The organism is Pseudalkalibacillus sp. Hm43, from assembly GCF_054170705.1.
In genome coordinates this window covers 158,767-184,661 of sequence record NZ_CM135129.1, presented here as the reverse complement: position 1 = coordinate 184,661, position 25,895 = coordinate 158,767, and the positions used below count along the sequence as shown (strand labels likewise).

The following is a 25,895-nucleotide window of genomic DNA, read 5'->3' as shown; positions in this document are numbered from 1 at the left end:
GTTCTTTACAACGGTATATTGCCGTGTTTCTTATATGGACGATGCACTTTCTTGTTCCTGAGCATATGTAAGGATTGGGTCAGTTTGATCCGCGTCTCCCTTGGATCGATGACATCATCGACCATTCCCCTTGCCGCAGCAACATAAGGGTTCGCGAATTTCTCCCGGTACTCTTCAATCTTTTCTTTTCTCGTCTGCTCAGGGTCTTCACTATTATTGATCTCTTTTGCAAAAATGATGTTCGCTGCACCTTCAGGACCCATAACGGCGATTTCAGCATTCGGCCATGCAAACACAAGATCCGCTCCGATGGATTTACTGTTCAATGCGACATAAGCACCGCCATATGCTTTTCGAGTGATGACGGTAATTTTCGGTACAGTCGCTTCGGAGTATGCGTAAAGGATTTTCGCCCCATGTCTAATAATACCGCCATGTTCCTGCTTAATGCCAGGGAAAAAGCCTGTCACATCTTCAAAGGTGATCAACGGAATATTGAAACTGTCACAGAAACGGATGAAACGCGCTACTTTATCGGAAGAATCGATGTCCAGTCCGCCTGCCATCACTTTCGGTTGATTACAGATCAGACCCACGGATTCCCCGTTGATTCTACCAAACCCAACGACGATATTTTTTGCAAAATCCTTATGGACTTCCATAAACGATCCGTCATCGACCACTTCTACAATAACATTTCTGACGTCATATGGGCGAATCGATTCAAATGGAACGATATCAGCAAGGTTGTCGCGATAATCCGATTCATCATCCACTTGCTTCGGTTCCGGTTTCTCTTCACTGTTCTGTGGCAAGTAATCGAGTAACCTTCTCACATTCGCCAACACTTCTTCTTCTGTAGGTGCTGTAAAGTGGGCATTGCCACTCTTCGAACTGTGAACTTTCGCTCCACCTAAGTCTTCTGCACTGATCTTCTCACCCGTAACGGTTTCAATGACTTTCGGTCCGGTAATGAACATCTGACTCGTCTGTTCGACCATGAAAACGAAATCAGTGATTGCAGGTGAATAAACCGCTCCACCCGCACACGGTCCAAGGATGACCGAAATCTGTGGGATGACACCGGAATAGACGGAGTTGCGATAGAAGATTTGACCGTATCCATCCAAGGATACGACTCCTTCCTGGATACGCGCGCCTCCGGAATCATTCAATCCGATGAATGGTGCGCCGTTCTCAGCAGCGAGATCCATCACCTTCGCGATTTTTTGTGCATGCATCTCTCCGAGTGCGCCTCCGAACACGGTGAAATCTTGTGCAAACAGATAGACGGAACGACCGTGGACCGTACCATACCCGGTCACGACCCCTTCACCAGGCGCACGGTTTTTGTCCATACCGAAATCGTTCGTTCGATGTTCAATGAACGGATTGATTTCGACAAAGCTTCCTTCATCCAACAACAGATCGATCCGCTCGCGTGCCGTCAGTTTCCCTTTTTCATGCTGTTTATCGATTCGTTCGTCTCCGCCACCCATTTCGACTTCGCGGCGCCGGTCATACAGTTCATTGATTTTATCGTAGATGTCCATGATTACAAACGCTCCTTCGATTCTTTCTCACACAATTCATAAAGTACACCATTTGCTGATTTAGGATGCATGAATGCGATGGATGCTCCTCCTGCGCCAGGCTTAGGTGCATCGTGGATCATTTGGATGCCTTTCTTTTTCAATTCTGCAATCCTGCCTTCAATATCTTTCACACCTAAGGCGACATGGTGAATCCCTGGTCCGCGCTTATCAATGAATCCTTGAATCGAGCTTTCTTTGGATGTCGGCTCCAACAATTCCAATTTCACATTGCCAGCCTCGATGAACGCGACTTTCACATTTTCCGACTCTACTTCTTCAACGCCTTGCAGCTTTAGTTGCAGTGTGTCCAAATAAAAAGGAAGCGAGTCATCAAGTGATTGGACAGCAATTCCGATGTGATCAATCTTCTCCACAAGTTCCATGTCACTCTTCACTTCAATCCCATCCCGCTGGTACACAGCCTGCTCGATGAACTTCGCTGTATCAATTGAGAGCGTGCCTGGTGTGAAGATCTTCTTGATACCTTGTTCTTCTAAGAACGGAATGTCTTCCCACGGAATGACGCCACCGCCGACAACGATGATGTCCTCTGCGCCTTGTGCTTTCAAACCTTTTATGACATCTGGAAAAAGTTCATTATGCGCACCGGACAAGCAAGACAATCCGATTGCGTCGACATCCTCTTGGATGGCGGATGCGACGATCTGTTCCGGTGTTTGTCTTAGCCCTGTATAGATGACTTCCATCCCATAGTCCCGCAAGGCTTGAGAAATGATCAACGCTCCACGGTCATGTCCGTCCAATCCTGGCTTCGCAATCAACACTCTTATTTTCTTTTCCATCTGATTTCCCTCCGTCTCCGCTGTTTAAATTCCTGTGAATTCCCCGAACTCTTCACGTAAAACGCCACAAATCTCACCGATTGTACAATACGATCTTACACATTCCACAATATGAGGCATCAAGTTGTCTGAACCTTGGGCTGCCCGGCGAAGTGCTTCTAACTGAGCGCTCGCTCGTTCTTGATCCCTGTTCTCCCGGATATCTGCCAACTTTTTCACCTGGTTCGCCGCAAGTTCCGGATCGAGTCGATGCAGTTCAGGCTTCGGTTCATCATCCAATTGGTAAGCATTCATTCCGACGACGATCTGATCGCCCTTTTCGATCGCTTTCTGTGTTTCGTAAGCCGTATGATGGATTTCACGCTGCATGTAACCTTGTTCAACCGCAGACACAGCTCCACCTAGCTCTTCTATTTTATCCAGATAGCTGTTTGCTTCATTTTCCAACTCACTGGTCAACGACTCGACATAGTAGGAGCCTGCAAGTGGATCGACTGTATCTGCTACTCCGCTCTCATTTGCCAGGATTTGCTGCGTACGTAATGCGATTCGAGCTGAATCCTCTGTCGGAAGAGCAAGTGCCTCATCGCGGGAATTCGTGTGAAGACTCTGCGTTCCGCCAAGTACAGCCGATAACGCTTGCACCGTAACACGTACGATGTTGTTATCAGGTTGTTGCGCCGTTAATGTAGAACCACCTGTTTGGGTATGGAAACGGAGCTGCCAGCTTTTCGGATTCTTCGCATTGTACTCTTCTTTCATGATCTTCGCCCACATTCTTCTCGCCGCTCTGAACTTGGCCACTTCTTCAAAAAATTCATTATGCGCATTGAAGAAGAATGCGAGGCGTGGTGCAAATTTATCGATATCGAGACCAGCCGATAATGCCGCCTCGACGTATGCTTTTCCATTGGCAATTGTAAAAGCAAGCTCTTGCGCTGCCGTTGCTCCCGCTTCACGGATGTGATAACCGGAAATACTGATTGTATTCCACTTAGGCACATTGTCCGAGCAATACGCGAAAATGTCTGTAATGAGACGCATTGATGGTTTAGGCGGGAAGATATAAGTCCCCCGTGCAATATATTCTTTCAAAATGTCATTTTGGATCGTTCCTGAGATTTTCTCAGGTGAGACCCCTTGCTTTTCTGCAACGACGATATACATCGCTAGCAGCACTGCCGCCGGTGCATTGATCGTCATTGATGTACTTACTTTATCCAATGGAATGCCTTTCAATAAAGCTTCCATGTCTTCTAAGGAATCAATGGCTACGCCGACTTTTCCGACTTCCCCTCTCGACATCGCATGATCGGAGTCATACCCGATTTGAGTCGGGAGATCAAACGCGACGGACAGTCCCGTTTGTCCTTGCTCAAGCAAATAGTGGAACCGTTTGTTCGTTTCAACCGCAGAACCGAATCCTGCATATTGGCGCATCGTCCAATGCCGTGCACGATACATCGTCGGCTGAATCCCTCTTGTATATGGATATTGTCCAGGCAGTCCGAGCTGCTCCATATAGTCAGATTCCAGTTGCTCAGGTAAGTATAATCGTTCAACCGGTATGTTGGAGGAAGTTTTGAACTCCTCTTTCCGCTCCGGGAATCTTTCCATCAACTTTTTCGTCGTTTCTTGCCACTCTTTGTATAATTGATTGAAGTCTTTCTCCTGTTCCATTCTAGAAGCCTCCTTTTTCCATAACGTAAACCAGATATACCACCTACATCACTTCTCTATGTAAGCGGTTAACTCCTGCAAATCGTCGAAAAAACTCGAACTAGTCTTTCACTTGTCCGGTTTCACGAATCTATGTACAATAAGAAGGAGAGTTTTAGGAGGTAGATTCCATGCGAAACAAATTGATGAAAGTGATGATCTACATCATGATCGTAACGATGGTCGTCTCACTCTTGGCGAATGTTGCACTGATGTTCTAGATACTAGAAAAGGCGGGGAAATGTGATTACCGTAGCTGTGACTTCGGTATCCTTTTCCCGCCTTTTTTCATGACGAATCGGTTATTCGATTAAATGGCGTTCTTTTGCGAGTTCTTCAAAGGATGTGTCATGATCGACGATTAACACTTTCGTACCTAAAGGAACGTGATCGAAGAGCCATTGGATATCGTTCTCGTAAAATCTCACACAACCTGCAGTGATGAATTTCCCGATGACTTCTGGGTTGTTCGTGCCGTGAAGTCCGTATATGCGACCGTCCGTCCCTTCAGCGTCAAAGCCGATCCATCTTGACCCAAGCGGGTTTTCCGGATCTCCGCCAGGGATGTCTTTTTTACGATAATAAGGATCCTTCGCTTTGACGACGATCGTGAATTCCCCCTCGGGTGTGAGCCCATTGAATCTCCCTGTGGCGACTTGCCCTTCCCTTTCAATTTTCCCATCATCAATATAGGCATACGTATTATCGGCTTTATTGACGATCACATAAGGATCACCCGGAAGTGGATTGAGTCCGAGTGGCCAGATCGGAGACGCCACGAATAAAAAAGAAGCTAGAAACAGTGTGAATGATGCCATAACGCCATAACCTCCTGAAATAGTCGCTTTCAGGTTATTTTGCGTTGAATGGCTCATGATTATCACACGTCTCTAGCTTTAAAATACCTTTTCAGGATCAGATATTGTTCCATTTCGGTCAGGAAGTAATGGAGCGCTGAACGCGTCTCAAATTCCGATCGGTCTTTTGGTAGGTCCATCTCTCGGAATGCTTCCCTCATCCCTTCTAATTCATCCAGATAAATTTGTGCTGTATTCCCAGGATGGATCGCATCTGCGATATCATCCAGAAAGTCAGCGATACGGAAGTTCTGAACGTAGGTGTGGTCTATAGCAGTGATGATTGGCATGACCCTTCCGAGGATTTCGTACTGCTTTTCCCTCATTTTAAAATAATTGTAATATTGGTCTTCATGTCGGGTGAGATGGTTCTCGACGTTCCGGAACGCAAGACTCTTCGCCTTTTGGATGATTTCATCCGCTTCGACGATCTCTTTTCCATCCCAATCGCTTTTGCCTTCTCTTAAGAATGAGGCGATCTCTTTAAGGATTATCTCGAATTTCGACTCAAGCTCTCCCTGGTATTTCTTCAACTGTTTTTCCATGCTCGGCATGTACAAGTTCATGACTAACGCCATACCGATTCCGATGACGATGATGCCCAGTTCATTCCATACGATTGCCCATGTAAAATCTTGAATGACCAGGAAGTGTAGGATGATGACCGAGCTTGTGATGACGCCTTCCTTCAATTTGAGTGCGACCATCGTTGGTATGAAAACGAGCAACAGAAGCCCAAGGACCAACGGATGATACGAAATCCCTTCAAAGAAGATGAAAGCGAAAAGAATCCCGACCAGACAGGCGGCAAAACGCTCCCAGGAACTGACGATCGATTTCTTTTTCGTTACCTTGATGCAAAGGATGGCAAGGATTCCTGCTGATATGTAAAATTCCAGATTGAAAGCTTGTGCGATGAGAATCGCTATGGGAGCTGCGATTGCAGTCTTGATGGTCCGATACCCAATTTGAAATTTCATGGGTTACCCCTTCCTCCTGAACGAAAATCTTTCATTAATCATCGTGCCCAAAAATCCGATAAAGGTCAAACAAAAACAAAAAAACTCCGCTTTCGCTAAGCAGAGTTTGAATAGTCAATGAATGGCGCGCCCACCAGGATTCGAACCCAGAATACGAGAGCCGAAATCTCGTGTGATATCCATTTCACTATGGACGCAAATTGTTATGTGGTGACAGAAATTAATTTTATCGGAAGTCGATAGGATTGTCAACAGTGTTTTTAATGGAAAAAAGAACGTCATCCCTTGGGTGGGCTGACGTTCTGAATTGATCGATTAGCAATGTTCTTTGAAGGCTGCCTGAAGCTTTTCGACAACCTCGATCGGCTCTGAACCTTCGATTTCATGACGTTCAATCATCGTCAACAACTTGCCGTCTTTTAGTAGTGCGAATGACGGTGATGAAGGCGGGTAGCCTGTAAAGTAAGATCTTGCTTTTTCCGTCGCTTCTTTATCTTGTCCAGCGAAAACTGTTACCGTATGCTCTGGTTTCACTTCGCTCTTGTGCAGTGCATAATTGGCTGCTGGTCGTGCGATTCCACCTGCACATCCACAAACCGAGTTCACGAGTACGAGCGTCGTTCCTTCTTTCGTTAGAGCTGTATCGACTTCATCTGGAGTCGTCAGCTCCTGGAAACCTGCCTCTTTCGCTTCGTTACGGGCCGTTACGACGACATCATTCATGAAGAAGTTGAAATTCATATTACTCATAATCCAACACACCCTTTCCATATCCCTCTTAATCCTATTTTATTCTGAATCAGGGTTGGAGCGCAAATTTGTGGATTCAATATGACGACTCATACTTATGTATGAGTCCTCCTTTTTGGATCTTTGGTTTTTCGGGTACTCATAGAGATCTATTCATCCCTATAAAATGAAAAAACCATCAATGATGGTTTTGAATAGGGTCTATTCGTCCCTAAGAAGGGCAAAAACCGCTGATGATGGGAATGAATAAGGGCTATTCATCCCTATGAACGCAGAAATCAGTCTTGGTGGTAATGAATACGAGGGATTGGGCTTAGATCCTTCCCTGAAAACAACAGAACAGCTAGTTTGAGGGCAGGATAACCGCTCTACCCGCAGGAAATCCCCCTAAAACCCGATTTTCGTGCATGATATCACCTAGATCTGCGCAAAAAAAGAAAGCAAGCACGAGGCTCACTTTGAAAGGGGGTTAGGGGGTATAGAGGTGTTGTATTGGTTATATACCCCGCTGTCAAATTTTAAAACTAATTTCCAGGATTTTTTTGTAATTAATTTAGTGCTTTTTTCAGTGTCTGGACATTTTCTCTCATAATGCTCATATAATCTTCTCCAGCATCTAGCTGTTCTTCAGTCAGTGACTCCAAATTGCTCAAATAGAGCACTTCTGCATCCACTTCTTTACGGATCATTTCAGCGACATCCGAAGTGAAGTTTTTCTCGAAGATGATATAGCGGACATCATGTTCTCGGGCATAATCGATGATTTTTTGTGCTTCTTTCTGAGTTGGTTCGTGCGACGGGGACAAGCCGGAAATGGAAATCTGCTTCAAGCCGTACCGCTCTTCCCACTTCCCATAGGCACTATGGGCGACGATGAATTCTTTTCGTTCCGCTTCCTCTGCTACTTTTTCAAACTGTCCGTCCAGCTCTTGCAGATCCTTTTTCAAAGTGCCGAAATTCGCTTCGATTTCATCTTTCAACTCAGGGCGTAGCTCGATGATTTCATGCTTAATCGTATCAGCCATCTGAATCGCTTGAACGGGATCAAGCCAGAAGTGTGGATCTTCACCCTCATGAGCATGTTCATCATGTTCGCCTTCATGCTCACCTTCATCATGATCACTATGGTCCTCATGGGCATCCTCGCCCTCTTCACCAGCATGAATATTTTCCGATGCTTTCACGAATACGACATCCTGTTCATCCAGGGAGTTTTTCGCTTTATCAATAAAACCTTCGAACCCTGCGCCGTTATAGATCAACATATCCGATTCAGCAATTTTAATCAGTTCTTTCGTTGTCGGCTCATACGTATGTCCATCCGCACCTGGCGGAATGATCGATTGAACGTCTACGTGCTCCCCACCGATCCGCTCAGCAAAATATTGCAACGGATAGATGGACGTATAAATTTTCAATTGAGATCCTTGTTCTTTTTCCGCGTCTGAGCCATCAGGACTGCATCCGGCAATCAACATCGAGAACAAGAGTATGATCGTGAATAATCTCAATGGTACTTCCCCTTTCGTCTCTTTCCAATTACTATTTAAAATAAAAGCATTCTCTATTATATCGTAACCATTCCGATTTTCAAGCGTTAGACAAGCTATTTCTTTTTCCAATGTAAAAAAAACAGGATGACCATGCAGTCACCCTGTCTTTCCTATTCTTAATATGCACCTTGTGAATACGTCAATTCGTAGCTGTGTGTGTAAATCTCGAAAATGTTACCGAATGGATCTTCCACGTAAACCATCTTATAAGGCTTTTCACCTGGATAGTATTCGCGAATCGGCATCCGTTGCTTTCCGCCGTATTCTTTGATTTTCTCCACAATTCCTTCGATATCAGGATCCTGGATACAGAAGTGGAACAACCCAGTTTTCCAATATTCGAAGTTGTTTTCAGGATTTTCGTTGTGTGGAAACTCGAATAGCTCAACGCCAATCTTGTCTCCAGTCGCTAAATGGGCAATACGGAACTTCTCCCAATCATTCCCGAATACGTCGCGGCACATTTGTCCAATTGGCGTATCATCGTTCAGAACCTCGGATGGTTCCATAATGACATACCAACCAAAGACTTCTTTATAAAATTTGACTGCCTCTTCAAGGTTCGGTACAGACAATCCGATATGTGAAAATGTTCTTGGATATGGGTACATTTCAATTCCCTCCTAGTTATCTTTTGACATTGATTATTATAAATCAGTAAGATTCGTTTATGTAAGAATGCACTTTTTTGTGAGAAACTAACCTTAAGGTAAGTAAGGAGTGGAATAATACATGAAAAATTCTGTTCAAGTCGATGATCAAGGGAAACTGAAATGTGCAATCGAATATACATTGAACAAAATCGGCGGCAAGTGGAAAACGGTCATCTTATGGCACCTTGGAGTCGAAGGAACCTATCGTTATAACGAATTGAGACGGCTACTTCCCGGTGTGACACATAAAGTTTTGACAGAACAGTTGAAGGAATTGGAGCAGGATGGACTGATCACTCGAAAGCAATATGATGAGATTCCACCAAGAGTCGAATACTCCATGACGGATAAAGGAATGACCCTCATGCCCATACTCCATGAAATGCATCGCTGGGGAACCGATAACGGCGAAGACTTCTGTTGATGAGGAATAATGTAATGATAGATGAACGACACCGTTCACCTTTTTATTTACAAAGAGCGGCCTTCGGATTACGCTTGAAGTATCTAATCTAAAGGGGTGTCTGAAGTGGAAAATTCGAATTTCGCCATTGCTCTATATCAACCTAAAGAGGGAAAAGAAGAAGAACTGCTGAAGATCATTGAAGGTCACACACCACTATTACGGCGTGAAGGCTTGATTACCGATTTCCAACCTTTGCTGCTCAAAAGTGAGAACGGTACATATTTAGAACTGTTTCAATGGAAATCTGTCGAGGCAAAAAATCAGGCCCATGAATCCAGTACAGTCATGAAAGTTTGGGAGCATATGATGGAAGTCGCCGAAATGAAAAACCTCTCTTCACTATCAGAAGCCGACCAATTGTTCCCGAATTTCAACCGTTTAAAGTAACATGAAAAAAAAGGACACATAAACCATTTATGTGTCCTTCCACTTAATTGACCTCCAGTACATACGAATTGAGCGTATGTACTTTTTTAAAGCCAGCCCCTACATATAATCTGCATGCTTGTTCATTGTCCGCATCCACACATAAGACAATCTCCTCAAGTTCCTGGAATGAGAACATGAAATCCAACCCTTTCTGAACCAACCGCTTTCCAACACCCTGCTTCCGATACTGAGGTGACACGGCGACATAGTGGATATCTCCTTCGCCAAAAGCAGGATTCGCTTCCACGTAAATGTATCCCTTCAAATCGCCACCATCTTTCTCTACGAACACCTTATTTTCTCGATTTTTCCTACCGAGAATGTCAACGGAAGAGAAATACGTATCTTCAAACGTTTCGTCATGTAACCTTTGAAAATCCTCAATCAATGGATCTGACAGTTCAACGCATTCTTGCCCGACAGTATCAGAGGTATGGTTCCCTTGAGCGATCTTCAAAATAGCATGTCTGTTACGCTTTTCAGCTGCCAACCATTCCATGAACTGATGGGCATTCTGATTTTCCACGTTGTAAAAGCCCACCACCTTTTTCAGATGATCGGAAACTTGTCCATTTAAAAACGCCCACATCAACGTGGCAACTTCATGCCAATCTACATGTCGGACAAACGGTCCCCACAATTCACCTTCTCCACTTTCTTTCTCCAGATCGATGCCAAACACACCTACCATTCGGTCATCCTCAAAGGCAGCGACTAAAGAGGATTCCAACGGTAAATCCGAAAATTCGTTGAGCAAAGTATGTAAGACCTCATCTGTCTGTTCACCACAATAACCGACGTGGTGATGTTTTTCTTTGTTTAACTCCGCTATGAAACTTGCCACTTCTTCATAGACCGGACGATTTTGCAAATGGATCATCATTCGAACTCCTTGCTTTTATTTGTGTACCGTCCCTTCAAACGTGATTGGCTGACCATGCGTCTCGGGATATTTTCCATACTCATAACCGGAAGAAATGACGATATTCTCAAACCCGACCTGCTCCAGGATCGTTTTGAACTCCTCTACCCCGTACCAACGCAATGGAAACTTCTCCAGCTCAGACTGAATCAACGTTCCATCACGCCACTTTTCATAACGGTTGTGACCAACTGTATACTGGTTGATGTAATCGACTTGCACGGTCTTGTCTTCCAGCGTGATGACATCCCCGTTCGCCAACTCCCACGTTCTTGTCGATACTTTTCCAAGCGTAATATCCGTTTGTAAGAACACATCGACGATCAACTTCCCACCATGTTTCAGATGTTTGTGGAAATTCTTTAACGCAGCGATCGACTTCTCCCGCTCATGCAACAGCAAGAAGGTGCCCGTCGGAATGATGATCGCTCCGTATTGGGTGTCCAATGAAAAGGATTCCATTTTTCCATTGAAAAGTGTCGGGTCTAACCCTCGTTGCTTACAGTTTCTTCGGCAGATGCTGAGCATTTCCTCGGATGAATCGAAGCCATCTACTTGGAAGCCCTTTTCCAGCAGAGGAATCAAGATCCGGCCAGTCCCTGTCGCAGGTTCGAGGATCGGTCCCTCCACCGACTCGAGACGTTCCAAGTAGAACTCGATATCGCCGAACGAACGGCCGATCGGCTTATCAATATCATAAATTTCAGATGATAATCGACTATAGTACCCTAGCATATGTATCCCTCGTTTGTTATTTGATTGTTTGCAAATATTGTTCAGTGGTCATCACAGTCGCAAATTCCTCATGCAAAGTAGCAAGCGACACATAGTGGACCGTTTCTGGATCTACATTTTTGCCGTTGTGGTCGACCAGTTCATAAGCAGCAGTCGCATCGGATAACAAGTACGTATCGTACCCGAAGTTTCCGCTCATCCGCGTTGTCGTCGATACACAATGAGGAGTCGTCAACCCTACAATGACAACATGTTCAGCGTGTATACTTTGTAAATACTCATTCAGACCTGTTCCGATGAAAGCACTGTTCACATACTTCGTGAACACTTTCTCACTTTCAATCGGTGCAACGATCTCCTTTATAGTGAATCCTTCCCCTTCATGGTAGAAAACCGAGTCAGGTTTGTCGCTTTTATGCTGGATATGTATGACTTCCCAACCTTTTTCACGATACACATCCAATACTTTTCTCATATTCTCTTCCGCATTCGGATTGTTGCGCTCGCCCCATTTCGGGTCGAAAAATGCATTTTGTACATCAACACTCAACAAAACCTGATTATGTATCATGATCACAAGAACCCCTTTTCTCTTTTATCTGAAATTTCCCACTTCTTCATCATAAGCAAAAGATGTATATTTGTAAATTTATGGACAGCTGCTTACAATCTGATGTGAACCCAAATTTGGACGACTTGGGTACATGTCCATCCAAATTTCTGCTAGTCGCAATATATTAATATGAAACCCGAAGAAAGGGGGATGGAGAATGAGTTTATTTTCAAGTGATGGGTGTTGTAAGAAGAAAGGAAAGAAATGTGATTCATTCGGCTGTGAACTCGTTAAACGGTTGAATGTCGGGGACAGAGTCCGTATCACATTCGGAGATGATTACTTCTTGATTACGACTACAGACCCTACTTCCACAGCAGCTGTACTGAGATTCGTTTGTTTAGAAGAAGACATCTGTGCTGCAACATTTATTAGTGAAGACAATGATGGTGACCTGAACCTCCCAGTCACAGTTGACTGCAGAGAGATAAAAGGGATTCAATATTGGGGCAATACACCTCAAGATAACAGCAGCGAGTAACAGAAATTGGATGGGGTGTCTAATCGGCCACCCCTTTTTAGTTTGAAGATAGATTAGGAGGGCAGGCCATGGTGACACCAATTAAAGTCATCAAGGAATTACATGGTTTCACACGTCCACAAATCATACAATTTGATAACGAAAGGCAGTATGTCGTCAAATTCCAACATTACCTTGGTGGATCAAAATATCTGGTTCGTGAGTATGTTATCGGTAGACTTGCTCAAGAACTGAACCTTCCCATCGTTCAATTCGATACCATTCAGATACCGAAAAGCTTCATCAGAAAAAATGGAAGACTATTCAAGCATCGATTTAAGCACGGGACACAATTTTGCAGTGAGTATCTAACGAATTGTATTGACTTGAACAAATTTAGACCGAATGAACATCAACTCATCAATCGGGATGCAGGACCTAAAGTCTTCGTATTTGATGTATGGACAGGTAACAAGGATCGACATCGGAAAAATATCCTTTGTCAAAAACTCGAGGACGATCAATACTTCATTCATATAATAGACCACACCCATACGTTTGCGGAAACCAACTATCAACAGTTGCATTCAAGTAAAAAACATATACACGATTGGTTACTATCCATTTCAAATTGTAAAGACGCCACATTAACGTTTATCAAACAAATTGAGGAGTTTCCTGAAGATAAATTAGACGAACTTCTTGAATCCATACCTTCTGATTGGAAAGTCACCGATCAAAAAAAGCAAGCTATAAAAGCCTTTTTAGAAAGATCTAAAGAACAATTAGCAAAGAACATGAATGCGATACTAGCAACTTAATCGATATTGTATAACTGCTCAGTAAGTACCCTTAGCACTGACAGCTTAGGGTACTTTTTATCATGGGTGTTTTTATTCATGCTCGTCATTTCTATATTCTAAAATGTCTCCTGGTTGGCAATCCAACGCTTTGCAAATTGCCTCCAACGTTGAAAATCGAATCGCTTTGGCTTTTCCGTTCTTTAAGATAGAAAGATTGGACATCGTTATACCAACCTTTTCGGTGAGTTCTGTTACGCTCATTTTTCTTTTCGCTAGCATCACATCAATATTAATTATGATTGCCATAATAACCACCTCACACTGTCAGATCATTTTCTGTTTTTATGGTGATGGCTTGTTGTAAAAGCTTCTGGAGAACAGCAGCAAAGACAGCGACCACCATTGGGGCGAAAATAAGAATGAACCCCATGAGGATGACTCCTGGTGCATCGTCTTTTTCTCCAATAAGGTAGAAAAAGGGTAAGCATACGAGATAGAAGACGCTGATAGTACTGGCACAGAACTTGATTGTTTTCAAAGCACCTATGGACGATTGTGAGAACGCTCGGTTTTGATCAATATAGCTCAACAAACGATAAGCCTGGAACAAACCGATTAAATATGGAACCGTTGATGCATACATACCGATTAAGACTGGATAAAAATAATTCGCAAATTGACTATCTGATACTTCTCGCGCAATCCACGGTAACAAAAATATACACATCCCGATGATTGGAATGGCTAGGAGAAAGACAACCACCTTCAGGAAGAGCGTTCCTCTATTCATTAAAAGCACCTCGCTTATTTATTTTAGTTAAATATACTACGTTATTTATTGTTTTACAATAAATAATTGTTATTTATTAATATATATCTCACAGACAAAATAAAAAGCACTCCTTATGAAGGAATGCTCCTAGCTGAATTTAGTTTAAAATTTTCTGCTTTTCTTTCATGTATTTTGTTTCGCATTTCAGCTTTTGAAATTCAATGTAGTTTCCTGATTTTTTATCCCGGTTGATTTCCACCCATTTAGAGCCGTTGAGCTTTAAATGAATCATTACATTTGTGTTGTTAAGCTGTTTATACAAAAGATAAGCTTCTTGTGGTCTTACAAATAACATAGGATTTCCACGAGATGCCACATTAAAATATTCTTTCAAAGAATTGTAGTAGTCATCTCTTAGCTTTCCACCGTAAATCATATATGCCGTTTCCAGACCTTCTCTTGTTACTTTTCGGTAATTCACTTCATCTATATCAAGGTTGAACCCGGCAATGATATCCTTCATTACCAATCGATTGTATTTTTCATTTCTCAATTCCATCTTTTTCATACATTCTTCCGATAACCTTGGTTGTTCAGCATAGGATTTGAATGGGACTAGGGTTAGACCAATTAACACAACTACAAATAAGTACATTTCTCTCTTCAAAAACATCACCCCAATATATTTTCATTGTAGTATCCCTCATCACTTAACGAATTACACTCAGGTATATAAATGTGAAGCTTCCTACTTTATATTGGGGAATCTTAATCATCTAAAACGATCTACTTGTCTATCTTTTCTATAACAAATTTCTAACTAAATGAATGAACAGAAATAGCTGCCACAATGCTGCACCTATGAAAATGATGTAAAACTCTATCTTGAATGAATAGTAAGTTATGGGTGCAAACATTAACCAAGACATGAAGGGTGATGAATTCAAATCGTTGTATTGGATTGTCTTTCGTCTGTTCCCCTAATTAATCCTTTCCGAAATCCTTTCTATCAGAGTCCAAATCAAATAAATCAGGGCTGACATACCGATTACAATCAATAACCCGTTCATTAATAAATCTACATCCAATTCATTAATGATGAGATATGGATCACCATTCTCGTCTCCATAGATATATTTCCAACCGTTGTATTCAAGTGTGTAATAAGAAATGATGAGACCTAAGATTATTCCACCCACTAATGAGATTACGCTCTTTTTCAAACTAATCCCACCTTTAAGTTTTTATTTATTATTTACGAATGGTTATGTATTTTGTTTCGGTATTATTCCAGAATGAGCTGCTCAAACTTCTATCTCTTTAATTACTTTTGCTGGATTACCGCCAACAAACACATTCTCGGGGACATCTTTCGTTACTACTGCACCAGAGGCGATTACCACATTATGCCCAACTTTTACACCAGGGTTAATGATTGCACCTCCTCCAATCCACACATTATTTCCAAATGTAATCGGTTTGGCGTATTCTCTACCTGAATTACGTTCTGTCGGTTGAAGAGGATGAGTTGCTGTATAGATTTGTACACCAGGACCAAGCATACAGTGGTCCCCAAATCGTACTTCACAGACATCTAAGATGGTACAATCGAAATTCGCAAAAAAGTCCTCTCCAACATGCGTGTTATAACCATAGTCAAATCTGATATTTGGCTCCATATAAACGTTTTTACCAGTAGATCCAAGTAGTTCTTTCAATATTCCTATCCGTTTTTCATGTTCAGTCTCCAATGTATGATTATAGATTCTGACCTTTCGTCTAGCTTCCTCCCGTTCTTTTAATAAGACTGGGTCAGCTGGATCATACATTTCTCCTGCTAACATCTTCTCTTTTTCTGTTCTCATAAAGTAAATCTCCTTTTTATATTCCTCTTCCAAAGTAAGAAAGCGTAACCCTTAATTAGATTAACGCCTCCTAGAGGATTTTCGTCTATTCATTATTAGATTACTACCGAATGCAATCAATACGATTGATATTGGAAGAGTATAAAAATCATTCACAGGTGTAAATAAACCTAGCAGAAAAATAGTAATCCCAAAGATTATTAAACCTATTCCCATTACAAGTCCCCCAGTGAAATAAAATATGTCCTTCAGAATTCTATAAAGTTGGAGGGGTATCGTCAAGCGTGTTAGCAAGAATCAGATATATAAGTAAAGAAGTTGGCAGTGTAAGTACAAATATTAATCTAACAGCTAACGAAGAAATACCAAAAAACTCAGCTATTCCCCCACAAACTCCTTGTATGGACTTATCAATATATGATCTTCTTAAATTTCTTTTATACATCATAGCCCCCCCTCCTTCTCACATATTTAAATCAAAACCACTATTTTAGAGTTACACATAGTAGCCGATAGCATTTAGTATGACAACCCCAATGCCAGTCACAACAAACCCAGTTACAGCAAGGATTATGACAGTTCTAAAATGCTTCGTTTCTACCCATATTGTAATTCCTAGAATCATAGTAAATAAGACGCCGAAAAATATTGAAGCATAAGGATTAGTAGGTGTTATCCAGTCATACCAACTAATAAAATCCATGGAATACCTCCCATTAATAAAGCTTATTTCTTTCTATACGCATTAATCAATCAAAAAGTTTCTTATATTTTCCAGAAGGAACAAGGGTACAAAAAAAGAGCGTACAAATTTTTAAATACTTACTAAAAAAAGACCAACCAGCAATATGGTTGATCTTTTCCTGTACGCTATTATCCTCTAAGTTGATTTTTAAAGAACAAGACTGTTTCAAGTTCATCTTCTCTGTCTTCAAATATTTTCAGTTCTTTACCAACCGCAACACTAAATTCAATATAGGCATTCCCTTCAGCGGTTATTAGATTTTCACACACAGTCACATCTGATTCACTTTTGAATGTTTGATCAAAGTAATGTAAGTACTCTGGCTCTTCAATTGAGGTCGAGTATTTTCTTTCCCGTAATATTCCTGTTGCTGCAAGAAATGTCGGAGCGCCACAAATGGCAGCAATGTATTTCCCTTGTTCATCGAACTTACGGATAAGATCCAACAAGCGCTCCTCTTTATCTAGTGGAGCAGGCTCGCCTCCGGGTATGATCAACATTTCATATTCTGATGGGTCGCAATCCTCAATATTCAGATCAGGCATGATCTTGAACATACCTTTATGAGTGACTTCCTCTGTTAATGCTACTGTTTCAATAGCAATATCCGAAATACTTAACATGTAAGACAATGGACTAATCTCCCAATCTACATATCCATCATACAGAAAAAATAAAACTTTCAAATGTTCATCCCCTTTGTCATTTTAAATTCTACAACGACCTGTTTCTTTGTTTTTAATATGTTTCATATATAACAACCCCTTTATGTAATCGTAAGCTTTGACCAACTAATTCTTGAAAAAACTAATTAGCCAGTTCATAAAGAACAATAATGTGATAATTAATAGTATGGTATTAGTTATACGAAGCCAAAAGATGCCTACTTTAGAAATATGCGGTTCGCCTTTAAACAGCCATCGTTTCCCGAATAAATAGCTTTTTTCGGAATTTTTTATGGACCATATTAACAACACTACAAATGGAACACCGAATACAATCACCAAAAACCACTGAGTGAATGGATGAGGTGAAAAATCCGGAATTTTCTCTTCACCTAACATTTTCTATACTCCAATCTAATTCTTTCTATCGATTGCACACACACTCCAGTTAGGATTAAGCCTACCATTGAACTTGAAAATGAGTAAGCCCCCTGTGCCATTGAACAGGAGGCGTTGTTGGTTGAAATAGTAAGAGCTTGTTTCTTGTAAGTTACTCCGCTGGAACATTCACATTAAAACTAACCCCGAACCTGTCTTTTACCATCCCATACAATGGGCTAAAATCCGTCTTATGAAGGGGGATAAGGACTTGTCCGCCGTCTTCCAAAGCAGCGAAAATGTCTCTCGCTCTTGACTCTTCCTTTGGATGGATGGCAATCTGAATTGTATCGCCTGGCTGATAAGGCATGCCTTCAAACGTATCAGAGAACATAAGGTCCCCATCGCCAACTTTCAAATGTGCATGCATGACACGATCTTTCATATCATCCGACAGCGGATTATTCAGGTCCGCCGGCATATCTCCGTAAGTCATGATACCGATTACTTTACCGCCCAGCGCTTTCTCGTAAAACTGGACTGCTTCTCTCGCGTTACCGTCAAAAAATAAATATGGGTTCAGTGAAATTGACATTATTCAACAACTCCTTTGGAATAATAAAGAAAACCCTAATTGAAAGAGAAAATCATTAATCAAACTTAGCAAACGATACTAGATCACCTTTATCACACGATGAAAATCCGTGTTTTTGATAAAAGGCTCTTACATCCACCGCATCATTCGTTAATAACACTTTTTGTCTGACATCTTTATATCTTGATAACAGCAATTCAAGAAGGTGTGAACCAATTCCATTATTCTGGTATGCTTTCAGAACCAATATATCTTGGATATAGATAATGGTCTTTCCATCACCGACAGCTCTAATTAACCCTACCAATTTGTCATGATCCCAAGCCGTAATAACCTTTAAAGAACAGTTTATTGCTTCCTTCAGTTTTACGATATCATTAGTATAAGCTGACCAGTTCGCATCATTATATAATGTTTTCACTGCATAGATTTCTAACTCAGTATCTTCTTCATATTTTATATTTATGTTTTCGCCTCCCTAATTACTTTTCAAGAGACACCTATCCCCATCCTAACCATATAAATCACCTTGTCAAAATTTTTCCTGCCAACTGTTATTTAAAGATTCGATAAAAGGACCGTTTATCCTTCAAACGGTAAACGAACCTATTAATAAGGTTAGATATAAAACAAAAAAAGCATTAATCCTTTAATAGATCAACGCTCATTCAAATAGCTTATTCCACTTTTATAACAAAATTATAAAAAGCATCACCATGAGATAAGTGTTCTACCTTTTCGTCCATCCACCATACTCCATAAGAATAATAGTAAACGCCCCTCTGCAAAGGGACATTGAAACTATTATTTTTTACACTTACTTCAATTTCTTCATCATTCTCATTGATCTGTAGGACATGAAACTCATTTGGTTTTGGTTCAAAATTGATTACAAGATTTATTTCTTCTCCTTGTTTCACTGGAATCGGTTCTTTCCCTTTCAAAATTTCTTTAGGTCCAACTGTATCTACACAAATCCCTTTTCCTTTTCCTTTCCAGCAATAAGTTCCTAAAATGGTTCTAAAAGTTTCACTTCCCACTTTTACGAAAGCTTCTGGAGGCCTTTCTCCATCCAAGCCATTATTCGAGCATCCGCTAAGGGTTAATCCAATTAGAAACAAAAATATGACTAGTGTATTTTTCATATGGTAACCCCTTCATATGATTTAGCCTATCTTTCATAGAAATTCGCCAAAGAAAGTTGAACAAGAAAAATCATTTTTTCTTACCTCTTAGTTCTAAAATTATAGGTGATATATTTAGTAAGATAGAAACGATTGTTAAAACCCATAATGCCCTTTCCATACCAGGTACTACATCTAATAAAGCTGCCCAATCTTCCACTTTTACCCATCGAGATACAAGACTGTATTCTGCACAAAGTGTTAATGCTGTAAATGATAATCCCATTGCCATAGCAAGCTTATAATCCTTTCCTGCTGTATACATATAAAGATTTATAATAGTTGCTACTATTGCAATAACCCCTAATATTACCCACATAACTAATACCTCCATATATTTTAATCATATCCTGATAAATAATAATGTGCTTCATCCCAGTTTTTAAATTACTTTTAATTTCTTTTGAATAAATCTGCACTCTAGATTTATAGCAATTATTCCAAAATATAGGTATTAACTCAATCATTAATTCCATAATAAAAAGACATATCCAAACATCAGATATGCTCCCGTTTGTTGAATAAAATTATCTTGTAGAACAATAATAATTTACAATTTCCATTAGTCGATTGGAATTTTCAGATGATACATTCTCAGACAATCTTGCTGCAGCAATTATTGGAGCCCATTGAAAGATCTCATCTTTTGACAAGCCACTTTTTTCGCAATAAATTCGCAAATACATATCAGCTAATTCTAATGAAAGTTGTGAATACAGCAGATACGTCCTATATATATCGGCCCGTAAATCACCAGCACTTGAATCTACCCAATCAATAATTGTCACTTTATTTTCCGACATAATTAAGTTAAATAAATGATAATCTCCATGACAAAGCCTTTTTTCAAATTTCATTGAGTTTAACTTATCTATCAAAGCTAACTTCACTTTATATCCTAAAGCAGAAGCATTTTCTATTTGTCGAGTCAATTTTTTTGACATAAGTTCGATTGTATTGGCTTCAATTTGATGAATTTTTTGTTGTATATCTATGGAAATGCTCATGTAATATTCTGCTTGTTCTATATTACCTGATAAAATCTTCCCTACTGTTCTTCCTTTGATGTATTCCATAATAAGAGCTTGCTTACCTTCTATTTTTGTGACATCCAATACCTTCGGAACAGAGAGTCTACACGAATAAGCATACTTCTGTTTAAACGCTTCATTTATAGATTCATTATCTGGTAAATTGTCATTAAATAACTTGATGATTTTATTTTCATAAAGATAGATCTTTGCTGTGTTTCCTATCGCTACTGGAGTACCTAAATTCATTTGACTCTAATACCCCCTCTCTTAATACCAATTATTTCAAATTATAAGATTTAACACAATTAAAAATTTCATAATTAAGGGACATCTCCTATTCTGGATATGCCCCTATAATGGAATAAAACAAATCAAGACTCTTTGTTTTTCTGTTCTTCAAGAAGATCGTGTATTTTTTTAATATAGATACTAGTTTCAGAGCTATCAATCCCCATTCTTACTCCATAATAAATTATACCAAATAGCATTATCGCTCCTAATAATAGAAATATAATTGCCAAGAATAAAAACCACCTTTCATATAATAGAGCGAACACTTCTAAGAAAATCGCCTCGTTTGTTGAATAAGGTCAGCAATATTAACCTTTCTATTAACCAATTTATTTATATAAATCTATTTAAATATTCGCCAAATATTTTGTTCATAACTTTGGGGGTGTTTTCTAAATAAACATTAATTTGTTCAATGTTCGATTCGAATTGATCAGAGTTACTTTCTTCCGTTGGAAAGTCAGATATCCCTTTTATAATAATACATTCAACATCATTCTTCTTACAGATATAAGCAATTGCACTCGCTTCTGTATCGGCTATTGTTATTTCGTTTTCTTTAAGTTCTAAATAGTCCTTCCACATAACAACTGCTTTATCAGCGGTGGCAATTGTTCCAGTATAAAAATCATCTCCATATTTTGATAGAGCAATATCGACTATGAAGGATTTTTTAATAAGAGGCTCAATTTCTTTTACTGTGCAATCATATTGAACGGCTTTATCGGGTACAAAAATATCTAAATTACTGAACTTATCATCTATTCCTGCACAAGTTCCAGCAACGATAACTTTAGTTAAATTAAAACTAGAAATCATATACTGATTACCACCAACACCATTTACTTTTCTTACACCTGTACTATAAAAAACCAGTTCGGCATCATTAATTGTTCTTATAAAATACTCGCCAAATGGGTAATCGATACGTTCGTTATCTTTTATGCTATAGTATTTCAATGTTGCTTCGTATTCCCACTTCGTTGCTATGCTTATTCCTATCATCGACTGATCACCCTACAAATTTAATTAGTCACTTTAAAATGTCTATACATGGTCAGAATTTCATGTTTATGCCTATTCTTCTTTCCTCGATTCAACAAAAATTGTTATTGATATGTAAGTATCCTTTTTTCCTAACCTGCTTGGTAAGCACAATAAGGGACCTGCCTGTTATCCTCCCTTTCGACTAATCAATTTTAGAACCTGGAGTCCATCACTTTCTCGGGAATCGTAGAATTGGCCAAATCTTCTAGAATACACCATTGGAATAGCCGTGAAGATTAATTCCCAAAATAAAAAAACAGAACTTGCAAATATTAAATAATCTATAAAAACATTTAAGTCTTTTAAATCTAATAAAAAAAAAGTAATTGTAATTACGAGCATCACAAGTGTAATTATAGGACCGGATAATAAGCTTGCAATTTTATATTTCTTAGAAAATTGATTCCAGTTAGATATAGTGAAACTGCCGTTAATTAATATAAGGGGAAATATCTTAAACCTTATCTTTCCTAACGTTATGATCATACGCCTAGACAAACCTTTATAAGGTATTCCTAATTGTATGTATACTTTTTCTGATTGAGAATAAACAGGTAAAACGTGACCTAATTCATGGATCAACACAAACATTGGCCCTAAAATAAGGGTCACTAACGTTAAAACATACAAAAATTCTAAAATAGAACTCCCTCCTACCCTAACCTTCAACCCTACCGCAATAAATTTATACAAAGCTATTCCCCTATTTTAAGAATAGCCCCCGTTTACGCAATAACAAATGATATTCTATTAATTAGCTGAATTAGTTAAGTAAGAGCCTTACCGTATCCAATACTTTGAGCCTCAAAGCCCATACTTAAATAAAATTGGTGTGCATCCTTTCTCTCTTTACGATTTCCACTATTTAAAGCTATTGCATTAACACCTTGGTCTCTTGCCCAACTTTCGATTTCTTTCATCAACTTTTTTCCTATGCCTTTCCTTCTGTAATTTGAATCAACAACAAAAGCTACAATTCGAACATAAGAACCATCGTATTCGTAGAACAAATTAGTACATAATCCTGCCATTCCAACAAGATGATCCTCAAACTCTGCAACTAATGTATGATAGCATGTATGCGAAAAAATCTTTTCAAACCTCGGTTCAAATTGTTCTAATGTGGTTGGGTAACCAAGTTGTTCCATTAAAGAGACCATTTGTAGCGCATCTTCTTTTGTAGCTTCCCTAACTTTCATACATACCTCCATTAATGAATTCACCTTAGCCCTTCTATCACGGAGTTTACCTATGGAATTCTAAAACCCTGTTATTAAAATAGATGAAATAAAAGTCAGTATTCATATAGTATTATCTAAAACATGTACGTCAAAAGTGAAAAACTTAATACAAGTTCACCTGTTTTTATATTCTTTTTTGTAGGTTTTTATGATATCCAGCATTAGTTTCGCTGCAACTCTATGTCCGACAAACTGATTAACTGTGCCAGTAAAATATAGATCCGTTTTAGGGTGATAAAATGCAAATGCACCAGATTGACCCCAGTGTCCAATCAACCCTTCTTTTAGCTCTACTAATGAAATCGGCTGACTCGCTATCCCAACTCCATAATAAAATAATCCGGGACCAAAAAGGATTCTCCAGCTTTTAAGCTCTTCAAAATCTTTTTTTGGAAAAAAGCGCCCATTAAAAAAAGCTTTTAAAAAAATCATTGTATCTTCTGCTGTGGAGACAATACCACCTTCAGGTCCAATAGACGATATATAAACCGGCAAATGCAGTTTCTTATCTTTGTAATATAAATGAGCTGGTCCTGAATCGTTTACATCTTCATACAAATACGTATTTCCTAAACTTAATTCGTTAAAAATTCGCTCTTTGAAGACCGTACGTATGTCTTTATCCGTTACGATTTCAATAATTTTTCCTAAAAGCTGAAAGTTTGTATCGGAGTATTGGGCCTTCTTTCCAGGTGCAAATTTAGGAGTCTTCCGTTTTGCGTGAGCAATCGTTCTATGAAAGCCCCATTCTTGATCTTTTCCTGCTGTTAGTTCAGAAACGACTTCAGAAGAAAAATAATCTGGAATTCCTGATGTATTTGACATTAATTGTTTAATTGTAATTTCATTGGAGTAATCAACATTTTTAAAGACATGGAGTTGATGAAGAATATCATCTGAGAGGTATCTTGATATTTTATCATCTAACTGAAGTTGCTTTTCAGCTCTTAATTCTAATAAGACAGCTGTAACGTATAATTTCGTTACACTTGCTATGAAGTAGGGTTGTTCTACTGTTAAGTTACCAGCACTACTTATTAGAGATAATGAGCCATCACCTTTTTCAACACATATTACTGATCCAAAAATGTTCTTTTTTGACACAGCATTGGACGTAATGTCATCAATGTTGAAATCGTTGATTGATTTTATCAATTTAAAACCTCCATATATTTTTTATAAAAGAAAGGGTATGAATGGTTCTTAGGAGGGATCTACTTTATTTGACTTATGTATGAATTCTGAACGTTTACTGAATAAACTAGGTTGCTCATTTGGTAAATTCTGATAATTATAACTAAATTGTAACATATGATCTCGAGTACAAAAATATTAATCCATAAGAAAAGCGCAAGCGAGGATTCGCTTGCGCTGCTTTAAGTTATTAATAGATGCTTGTGTTGTCTTTCGTTGTGTTTTCGACGATTTCTTTGACGCGGGAAAGGAATCTTCCACAGATCAATCCGTCGAGTACACGGTGGTCGAGTGACATACAGAGGTTTACCATGTCACGTACGGCAATCATGCCATTATCCATGACCACTGGTCGTTTCACGATCGATTCAACCGATAGGATCGCTGCTTGCGGGTAGTTGATGATCGGCGTAGATTGGATGGAACCGAATGAACCCGTGTTGTTCACTGTAAATGTTCCGCCCTTCATGTCGTCACCGGAAAGTTTTCCAGTGCGGACTTTAGTCGCCAAGTCATTCACTTCACGTGCAATACCCTTGATGCTCTTCTCATCCGCATTCTTGATGACTGGAACGAAGAGAGAATCATCCGTAGCAACCGCAATTGAGATGTTGATGTCTTTCTTCTGTACGATCTTGTCGCCTGCCCACATGGAGTTGATCATAGGGAATTCTTTCAGTGCTTCAACGACAGCTTTGATGAAGAAAGGAAGGAATGTGATGTTGTATCCTTCTTTCGATTTGAAGTCGCCTTTCACACTGTTTCGATATTCCACAAGGTTCGTTACGTCGACTTCCATCATCATCCATGCGTGTGGTGCTTCATGCTTACTGCGGACCATGTTGTCAGCAATCGCACGACGGACGCCGCTTATAGGAATCTCGACATCACCTGGTTCTACCGGGATGTTCATCGGTTTAGAAGCTGGCTTGGATGCTGCAGCAGCTGCTGGAGCTTCCGCTTGTGGTGCTGCTGCTTTTTCTGGTGCAGGAGCTGCCTCTTCCTTCGGCTTGTCGCCAGCCTTCGGAATGTTACCCGATTCAATCAACTTCTGAAGGTCTTTACGAGTAATACGTCCTTCGCGGCCAGAACCTTCGACTTGCTCAAGGTCGATGTCGTGCTCTTGAGCGAGCATCATAACAGCCGGAGAATAACGGACTTTACCGTTTTTCGGTTGCTTCGGCTTTTCTTTCTGAGGTGCTTGTTCTTTAGGTGCATCTTCAGCAGAAGCATCTTCTACTGGATCAGCTTCTACAGGAGCCTCTTCCTTCGCTTCAGCACCCGCTCCGCCTTCTGTTTCGATGTAGCAGACGAGCTCTCCTACTTCAAGCGTATCTCCTTCTCCTGCAACAAGTTCCTTGATTGTACCTGTGTAGGATGAAGGGATTTCTGCGTTTACTTTATCAGTCATAACTTCCGCAATTGGATCATACTTTTTTACTTCGTCTCCAACTTGAACGAGCCACTTACTGATGGTACCTTCTGTTACACTCTCACCAAGCTGGGGCATGGTTATTTTTTCTGTTGCCATTTTGTTTCCCTCCTT

Annotated in this window: 34 protein-coding genes and 1 tRNA gene; 5 read left to right on the top strand and 30 right to left on the bottom strand. The window is 40.0% G+C overall.

Going from position 1 to position 25,895, the window contains the following annotated elements; translation table 11 throughout:
• Positions 1-5: 5 nt before the first annotated feature.
• From ACXQIQ_RS00970 to ACXQIQ_RS00960, 3 genes are read right to left on the bottom strand one after another with little or no spacing between them, the layout of a single operon-like run.
• Positions 6-1,553, bottom strand: coding sequence for an acyl-CoA carboxylase subunit beta (locus ACXQIQ_RS00970; protein ID WP_439300603.1), 1,548 nt, complete (start codon positions 1,551-1,553; stop codon positions 6-8).
• A gap of 2 nt (positions 1,554-1,555) precedes the next feature.
• Positions 1,556-2,398 (bottom strand): methylmalonyl-CoA epimerase, encoded by an 843-nt coding sequence (gene mce, locus ACXQIQ_RS00965; RefSeq protein ID WP_439300604.1) that lies wholly within the window; start codon positions 2,396-2,398, stop codon positions 1,556-1,558.
• 24 nt (positions 2,399-2,422) lie between these two features.
• Positions 2,423-4,078, bottom strand: a complete 1,656-nt coding sequence (locus ACXQIQ_RS00960; protein WP_439300605.1) for an acyl-CoA mutase large subunit family protein — start codon at positions 4,076-4,078, stop codon at positions 2,423-2,425.
• A gap of 170 nt (positions 4,079-4,248) precedes the next feature.
• Here ACXQIQ_RS00960 and prli42 point away from each other — a divergent pair, with 170 nt between their 5' ends.
• A complete protein-coding gene (prli42, locus tag ACXQIQ_RS00955) occupies positions 4,249-4,338 on the top strand; it encodes a stressosome-associated protein Prli42 (protein ID WP_439300606.1) in 90 nt (29 codons plus the stop codon).
• Positions 4,339-4,419: 81 nt separating this feature from the next.
• On the opposite strand, the gene ACXQIQ_RS00950 is transcribed toward prli42, so the two are convergent.
• The 6 genes from ACXQIQ_RS00950 to ACXQIQ_RS00925 form a co-directional block, all read right to left on the bottom strand.
• A complete protein-coding gene (locus ACXQIQ_RS00950) occupies positions 4,420-4,935 on the bottom strand; it encodes a L,D-transpeptidase (RefSeq protein ID WP_439300607.1) in 516 nt (171 codons plus the stop codon).
• Positions 4,936-4,997: 62 nt separating this feature from the next.
• On the bottom strand, positions 4,998-5,954 hold the full coding sequence (locus ACXQIQ_RS00945; protein WP_439300608.1) for an aromatic acid exporter family protein: 957 nt from the start codon (positions 5,952-5,954) through the stop codon (positions 4,998-5,000).
• Positions 5,955-6,076: 122 nt separating this feature from the next.
• A tRNA-Arg gene (locus tag ACXQIQ_RS00940) sits at positions 6,077-6,151 on the bottom strand.
• A 118-nt stretch (positions 6,152-6,269) separates the two neighbouring features.
• On the bottom strand, positions 6,270-6,704 hold the full coding sequence (locus ACXQIQ_RS00935) for a BrxA/BrxB family bacilliredoxin (RefSeq protein ID WP_439300609.1): 435 nt from the start codon (positions 6,702-6,704) through the stop codon (positions 6,270-6,272).
• Positions 6,705-7,252: 548 nt separating this feature from the next.
• Complete coding sequence (locus ACXQIQ_RS00930; protein ID WP_439300610.1) at positions 7,253-8,215, bottom strand: metal ABC transporter solute-binding protein, Zn/Mn family; 963 nt, start codon at positions 8,213-8,215, stop codon at positions 7,253-7,255.
• 158 nt (positions 8,216-8,373) lie between these two features.
• A complete protein-coding gene (locus tag ACXQIQ_RS00925) occupies positions 8,374-8,868 on the bottom strand; it encodes a lactoylglutathione lyase family protein (RefSeq protein WP_439300611.1) in 495 nt (164 codons plus the stop codon).
• A gap of 121 nt (positions 8,869-8,989) precedes the next feature.
• Here ACXQIQ_RS00925 and ACXQIQ_RS00920 point away from each other — a divergent pair, with 121 nt between their 5' ends.
• Positions 8,990-9,334, top strand: coding sequence for a winged helix-turn-helix transcriptional regulator (locus tag ACXQIQ_RS00920; protein WP_439300612.1), 345 nt, complete (start codon positions 8,990-8,992; stop codon positions 9,332-9,334).
• Positions 9,335-9,439: 105 nt separating this feature from the next.
• Positions 9,440-9,763: an antibiotic biosynthesis monooxygenase family protein gene (locus ACXQIQ_RS00915; RefSeq protein ID WP_439300613.1), complete on the top strand. Its 324-nt coding sequence runs from the start codon at positions 9,440-9,442 to the stop codon at positions 9,761-9,763.
• Positions 9,764-9,806: 43 nt separating this feature from the next.
• On the opposite strand, the gene ACXQIQ_RS00910 is transcribed toward ACXQIQ_RS00915, so the two are convergent.
• Genes ACXQIQ_RS00910 through ACXQIQ_RS00900 form a run of 3 tightly spaced genes read right to left on the bottom strand, consistent with a single transcriptional unit; the run spans position 9,807 to position 12,033 of the window.
• On the bottom strand, positions 9,807-10,688 hold the full coding sequence (locus ACXQIQ_RS00910; RefSeq protein ID WP_458025697.1) for a GNAT family N-acetyltransferase: 882 nt from the start codon (positions 10,686-10,688) through the stop codon (positions 9,807-9,809).
• 15 nt (positions 10,689-10,703) lie between these two features.
• Positions 10,704-11,462, bottom strand: coding sequence for a class I SAM-dependent methyltransferase (locus ACXQIQ_RS00905; protein WP_439300615.1), 759 nt, complete (start codon positions 11,460-11,462; stop codon positions 10,704-10,706).
• A 16-nt stretch (positions 11,463-11,478) separates the two neighbouring features.
• Positions 11,479-12,033, bottom strand: a complete 555-nt coding sequence (locus tag ACXQIQ_RS00900; protein ID WP_439300616.1) for a cysteine hydrolase family protein — start codon at positions 12,031-12,033, stop codon at positions 11,479-11,481.
• A 199-nt stretch (positions 12,034-12,232) separates the two neighbouring features.
• Here ACXQIQ_RS00900 and ACXQIQ_RS00895 point away from each other — a divergent pair, with 199 nt between their 5' ends.
• Together ACXQIQ_RS00895 and ACXQIQ_RS00890 are read left to right on the top strand one after the other, a co-directional pair.
• Positions 12,233-12,556 carry a hypothetical protein gene (locus tag ACXQIQ_RS00895; protein WP_439300617.1) on the top strand — a complete coding sequence of 108 codons (324 nt, stop codon included), beginning with the start codon at positions 12,233-12,235 and terminating at the stop codon, positions 12,554-12,556.
• A 68-nt stretch (positions 12,557-12,624) separates the two neighbouring features.
• Positions 12,625-13,356 (top strand): HipA family kinase, encoded by a 732-nt coding sequence (locus tag ACXQIQ_RS00890; RefSeq protein WP_439300618.1) that lies wholly within the window; start codon positions 12,625-12,627, stop codon positions 13,354-13,356.
• A gap of 72 nt (positions 13,357-13,428) precedes the next feature.
• On the opposite strand, the gene ACXQIQ_RS00885 is transcribed toward ACXQIQ_RS00890, so the two are convergent.
• The 18 genes from ACXQIQ_RS00885 to ACXQIQ_RS00800 form a co-directional block, all read right to left on the bottom strand.
• Positions 13,429-13,644, bottom strand: coding sequence for a helix-turn-helix domain-containing protein (locus ACXQIQ_RS00885; RefSeq protein ID WP_439300619.1), 216 nt, complete (start codon positions 13,642-13,644; stop codon positions 13,429-13,431).
• 10 nt (positions 13,645-13,654) lie between these two features.
• Positions 13,655-14,128, bottom strand: coding sequence for a DUF2975 domain-containing protein (locus ACXQIQ_RS00880; RefSeq protein WP_439300620.1), 474 nt, complete (start codon positions 14,126-14,128; stop codon positions 13,655-13,657).
• A gap of 139 nt (positions 14,129-14,267) precedes the next feature.
• Positions 14,268-14,777: a hypothetical protein gene (locus ACXQIQ_RS00875; protein ID WP_439300621.1), complete on the bottom strand. Its 510-nt coding sequence runs from the start codon at positions 14,775-14,777 to the stop codon at positions 14,268-14,270.
• 313 nt (positions 14,778-15,090) lie between these two features.
• Positions 15,091-15,333: a hypothetical protein gene (locus ACXQIQ_RS00870; protein ID WP_439300622.1), complete on the bottom strand. Its 243-nt coding sequence runs from the start codon at positions 15,331-15,333 to the stop codon at positions 15,091-15,093.
• Between the two features lie 81 nt (positions 15,334-15,414).
• A complete protein-coding gene (locus tag ACXQIQ_RS00865; protein ID WP_439300623.1) occupies positions 15,415-15,975 on the bottom strand; it encodes a sugar O-acetyltransferase in 561 nt (186 codons plus the stop codon).
• Positions 15,976-16,231: 256 nt separating this feature from the next.
• Positions 16,232-16,423, bottom strand: coding sequence for a PspC domain-containing protein (locus tag ACXQIQ_RS00860; protein ID WP_439300624.1), 192 nt, complete (start codon positions 16,421-16,423; stop codon positions 16,232-16,234).
• A 425-nt stretch (positions 16,424-16,848) separates the two neighbouring features.
• Positions 16,849-17,406: a DJ-1/PfpI family protein gene (locus tag ACXQIQ_RS00855; protein ID WP_439300625.1), complete on the bottom strand. Its 558-nt coding sequence runs from the start codon at positions 17,404-17,406 to the stop codon at positions 16,849-16,851.
• Between the two features lie 529 nt (positions 17,407-17,935).
• Complete coding sequence (locus ACXQIQ_RS00850) at positions 17,936-18,358, bottom strand: VOC family protein (protein ID WP_439300626.1); 423 nt, start codon at positions 18,356-18,358, stop codon at positions 17,936-17,938.
• Positions 18,359-18,413: 55 nt separating this feature from the next.
• Entirely contained in the window at positions 18,414-18,779 is a 366-nt protein-coding gene (locus ACXQIQ_RS00845; RefSeq protein ID WP_439300627.1) for a GNAT family N-acetyltransferase, read from the bottom strand.
• A 256-nt stretch (positions 18,780-19,035) separates the two neighbouring features.
• Entirely contained in the window at positions 19,036-19,503 is a 468-nt protein-coding gene (locus tag ACXQIQ_RS00840) for a hypothetical protein (protein ID WP_439300628.1), read from the bottom strand.
• A gap of 70 nt (positions 19,504-19,573) precedes the next feature.
• Complete coding sequence (locus ACXQIQ_RS00835; RefSeq protein WP_439300629.1) at positions 19,574-19,861, bottom strand: hypothetical protein; 288 nt, start codon at positions 19,859-19,861, stop codon at positions 19,574-19,576.
• A gap of 208 nt (positions 19,862-20,069) precedes the next feature.
• Positions 20,070-20,822, bottom strand: coding sequence for a phosphotransferase family protein (locus ACXQIQ_RS00830; RefSeq protein ID WP_439300630.1), 753 nt, complete (start codon positions 20,820-20,822; stop codon positions 20,070-20,072).
• A gap of 125 nt (positions 20,823-20,947) precedes the next feature.
• On the bottom strand, positions 20,948-21,097 hold the full coding sequence (locus ACXQIQ_RS00825) for a hypothetical protein (protein WP_439300631.1): 150 nt from the start codon (positions 21,095-21,097) through the stop codon (positions 20,948-20,950).
• Positions 21,098-21,200: 103 nt separating this feature from the next.
• Positions 21,201-21,872 (bottom strand): 5'-methylthioadenosine/S-adenosylhomocysteine nucleosidase family protein, encoded by a 672-nt coding sequence (locus tag ACXQIQ_RS00820; RefSeq protein WP_439300632.1) that lies wholly within the window; start codon positions 21,870-21,872, stop codon positions 21,201-21,203.
• 168 nt (positions 21,873-22,040) lie between these two features.
• Positions 22,041-22,607, bottom strand: coding sequence for a hypothetical protein (locus ACXQIQ_RS00815; RefSeq protein WP_439300633.1), 567 nt, complete (start codon positions 22,605-22,607; stop codon positions 22,041-22,043).
• A 74-nt stretch (positions 22,608-22,681) separates the two neighbouring features.
• Positions 22,682-23,113 (bottom strand): GNAT family N-acetyltransferase, encoded by a 432-nt coding sequence (locus ACXQIQ_RS00810; RefSeq protein WP_439300634.1) that lies wholly within the window; start codon positions 23,111-23,113, stop codon positions 22,682-22,684.
• Between the two features lie 156 nt (positions 23,114-23,269).
• Positions 23,270-24,310 carry a serine hydrolase domain-containing protein gene (locus ACXQIQ_RS00805; RefSeq protein WP_439300635.1) on the bottom strand — a complete coding sequence of 347 codons (1,041 nt, stop codon included), beginning with the start codon at positions 24,308-24,310 and terminating at the stop codon, positions 23,270-23,272.
• 229 nt (positions 24,311-24,539) lie between these two features.
• Complete coding sequence (locus ACXQIQ_RS00800) at positions 24,540-25,880, bottom strand: dihydrolipoamide acetyltransferase family protein (RefSeq protein WP_439300636.1); 1,341 nt, start codon at positions 25,878-25,880, stop codon at positions 24,540-24,542.
• Positions 25,881-25,895 lie beyond the last annotated feature (15 nt).

Coding starts and splice junctions, on each gene's coding strand:
- ACXQIQ_RS00860 (WP_439300624.1), bottom strand. CDS start 16,423: ATGATGTATAAAAGAAATTTAAGAAGATCATATATTGATAAGTCCATA.
- ACXQIQ_RS00970 (WP_439300603.1), bottom strand. CDS start 1,553: ATGGACATCTACGATAAAATCAATGAACTGTATGACCGGCGCCGCGAA.
- ACXQIQ_RS00865 (WP_439300623.1), bottom strand. CDS start 15,975: ATGAGAACAGAAAAAGAGAAGATGTTAGCAGGAGAAATGTATGATCCA.
- ACXQIQ_RS00900 (WP_439300616.1), bottom strand. CDS start 12,033: ATGATACATAATCAGGTTTTGTTGAGTGTTGATGTACAAAATGCATTT.
- ACXQIQ_RS00810 (WP_439300634.1), bottom strand. CDS start 23,113: ATGAAAGTTAGGGAAGCTACAAAAGAAGATGCGCTACAAATGGTCTCT.
- ACXQIQ_RS00910 (WP_458025697.1), bottom strand. CDS start 10,688: ATGATGATCCATTTGCAAAATCGTCCGGTCTATGAAGAAGTGGCAAGT.
- ACXQIQ_RS00800 (WP_439300636.1), bottom strand. CDS start 25,880: ATGGCAACAGAAAAAATAACCATGCCCCAGCTTGGTGAGAGTGTAACA.
- ACXQIQ_RS00935 (WP_439300609.1), bottom strand. CDS start 6,704: ATGAGTAATATGAATTTCAACTTCTTCATGAATGATGTCGTCGTAACG.
- ACXQIQ_RS00830 (WP_439300630.1), bottom strand. CDS start 20,822: ATGAATTTAGGTACTCCAGTAGCGATAGGAAACACAGCAAAGATCTAT.
- ACXQIQ_RS00960 (WP_439300605.1), bottom strand. CDS start 4,078: ATGGAACAGGAGAAAGACTTCAATCAATTATACAAAGAGTGGCAAGAA.
- ACXQIQ_RS00895 (WP_439300617.1), top strand. CDS start 12,233: ATGAGTTTATTTTCAAGTGATGGGTGTTGTAAGAAGAAAGGAAAGAAA.
- mce (WP_439300604.1), bottom strand. CDS start 2,398: ATGGAAAAGAAAATAAGAGTGTTGATTGCGAAGCCAGGATTGGACGGA.
- ACXQIQ_RS00920 (WP_439300612.1), top strand. CDS start 8,990: ATGAAAAATTCTGTTCAAGTCGATGATCAAGGGAAACTGAAATGTGCA.
- ACXQIQ_RS00840 (WP_439300628.1), bottom strand. CDS start 19,503: ATGAAAAATACACTAGTCATATTTTTGTTTCTAATTGGATTAACCCTT.
- ACXQIQ_RS00850 (WP_439300626.1), bottom strand. CDS start 18,358: ATGTCAATTTCACTGAACCCATATTTATTTTTTGACGGTAACGCGAGA.
- ACXQIQ_RS00950 (WP_439300607.1), bottom strand. CDS start 4,935: ATGGCATCATTCACACTGTTTCTAGCTTCTTTTTTATTCGTGGCGTCT.
- ACXQIQ_RS00945 (WP_439300608.1), bottom strand. CDS start 5,954: ATGAAATTTCAAATTGGGTATCGGACCATCAAGACTGCAATCGCAGCT.
- ACXQIQ_RS00890 (WP_439300618.1), top strand. CDS start 12,625: ATGGTGACACCAATTAAAGTCATCAAGGAATTACATGGTTTCACACGT.
- ACXQIQ_RS00820 (WP_439300632.1), bottom strand. CDS start 21,872: ATGATAGGAATAAGCATAGCAACGAAGTGGGAATACGAAGCAACATTG.
- ACXQIQ_RS00835 (WP_439300629.1), bottom strand. CDS start 19,861: ATGTGGGTAATATTAGGGGTTATTGCAATAGTAGCAACTATTATAAAT.
- ACXQIQ_RS00880 (WP_439300620.1), bottom strand. CDS start 14,128: ATGAATAGAGGAACGCTCTTCCTGAAGGTGGTTGTCTTTCTCCTAGCC.
- ACXQIQ_RS00905 (WP_439300615.1), bottom strand. CDS start 11,462: ATGCTAGGGTACTATAGTCGATTATCATCTGAAATTTATGATATTGAT.
- ACXQIQ_RS00925 (WP_439300611.1), bottom strand. CDS start 8,868: ATGTACCCATATCCAAGAACATTTTCACATATCGGATTGTCTGTACCG.
- prli42 (WP_439300606.1), top strand. CDS start 4,249: ATGCGAAACAAATTGATGAAAGTGATGATCTACATCATGATCGTAACG.
- ACXQIQ_RS00885 (WP_439300619.1), bottom strand. CDS start 13,644: ATGGCAATCATAATTAATATTGATGTGATGCTAGCGAAAAGAAAAATG.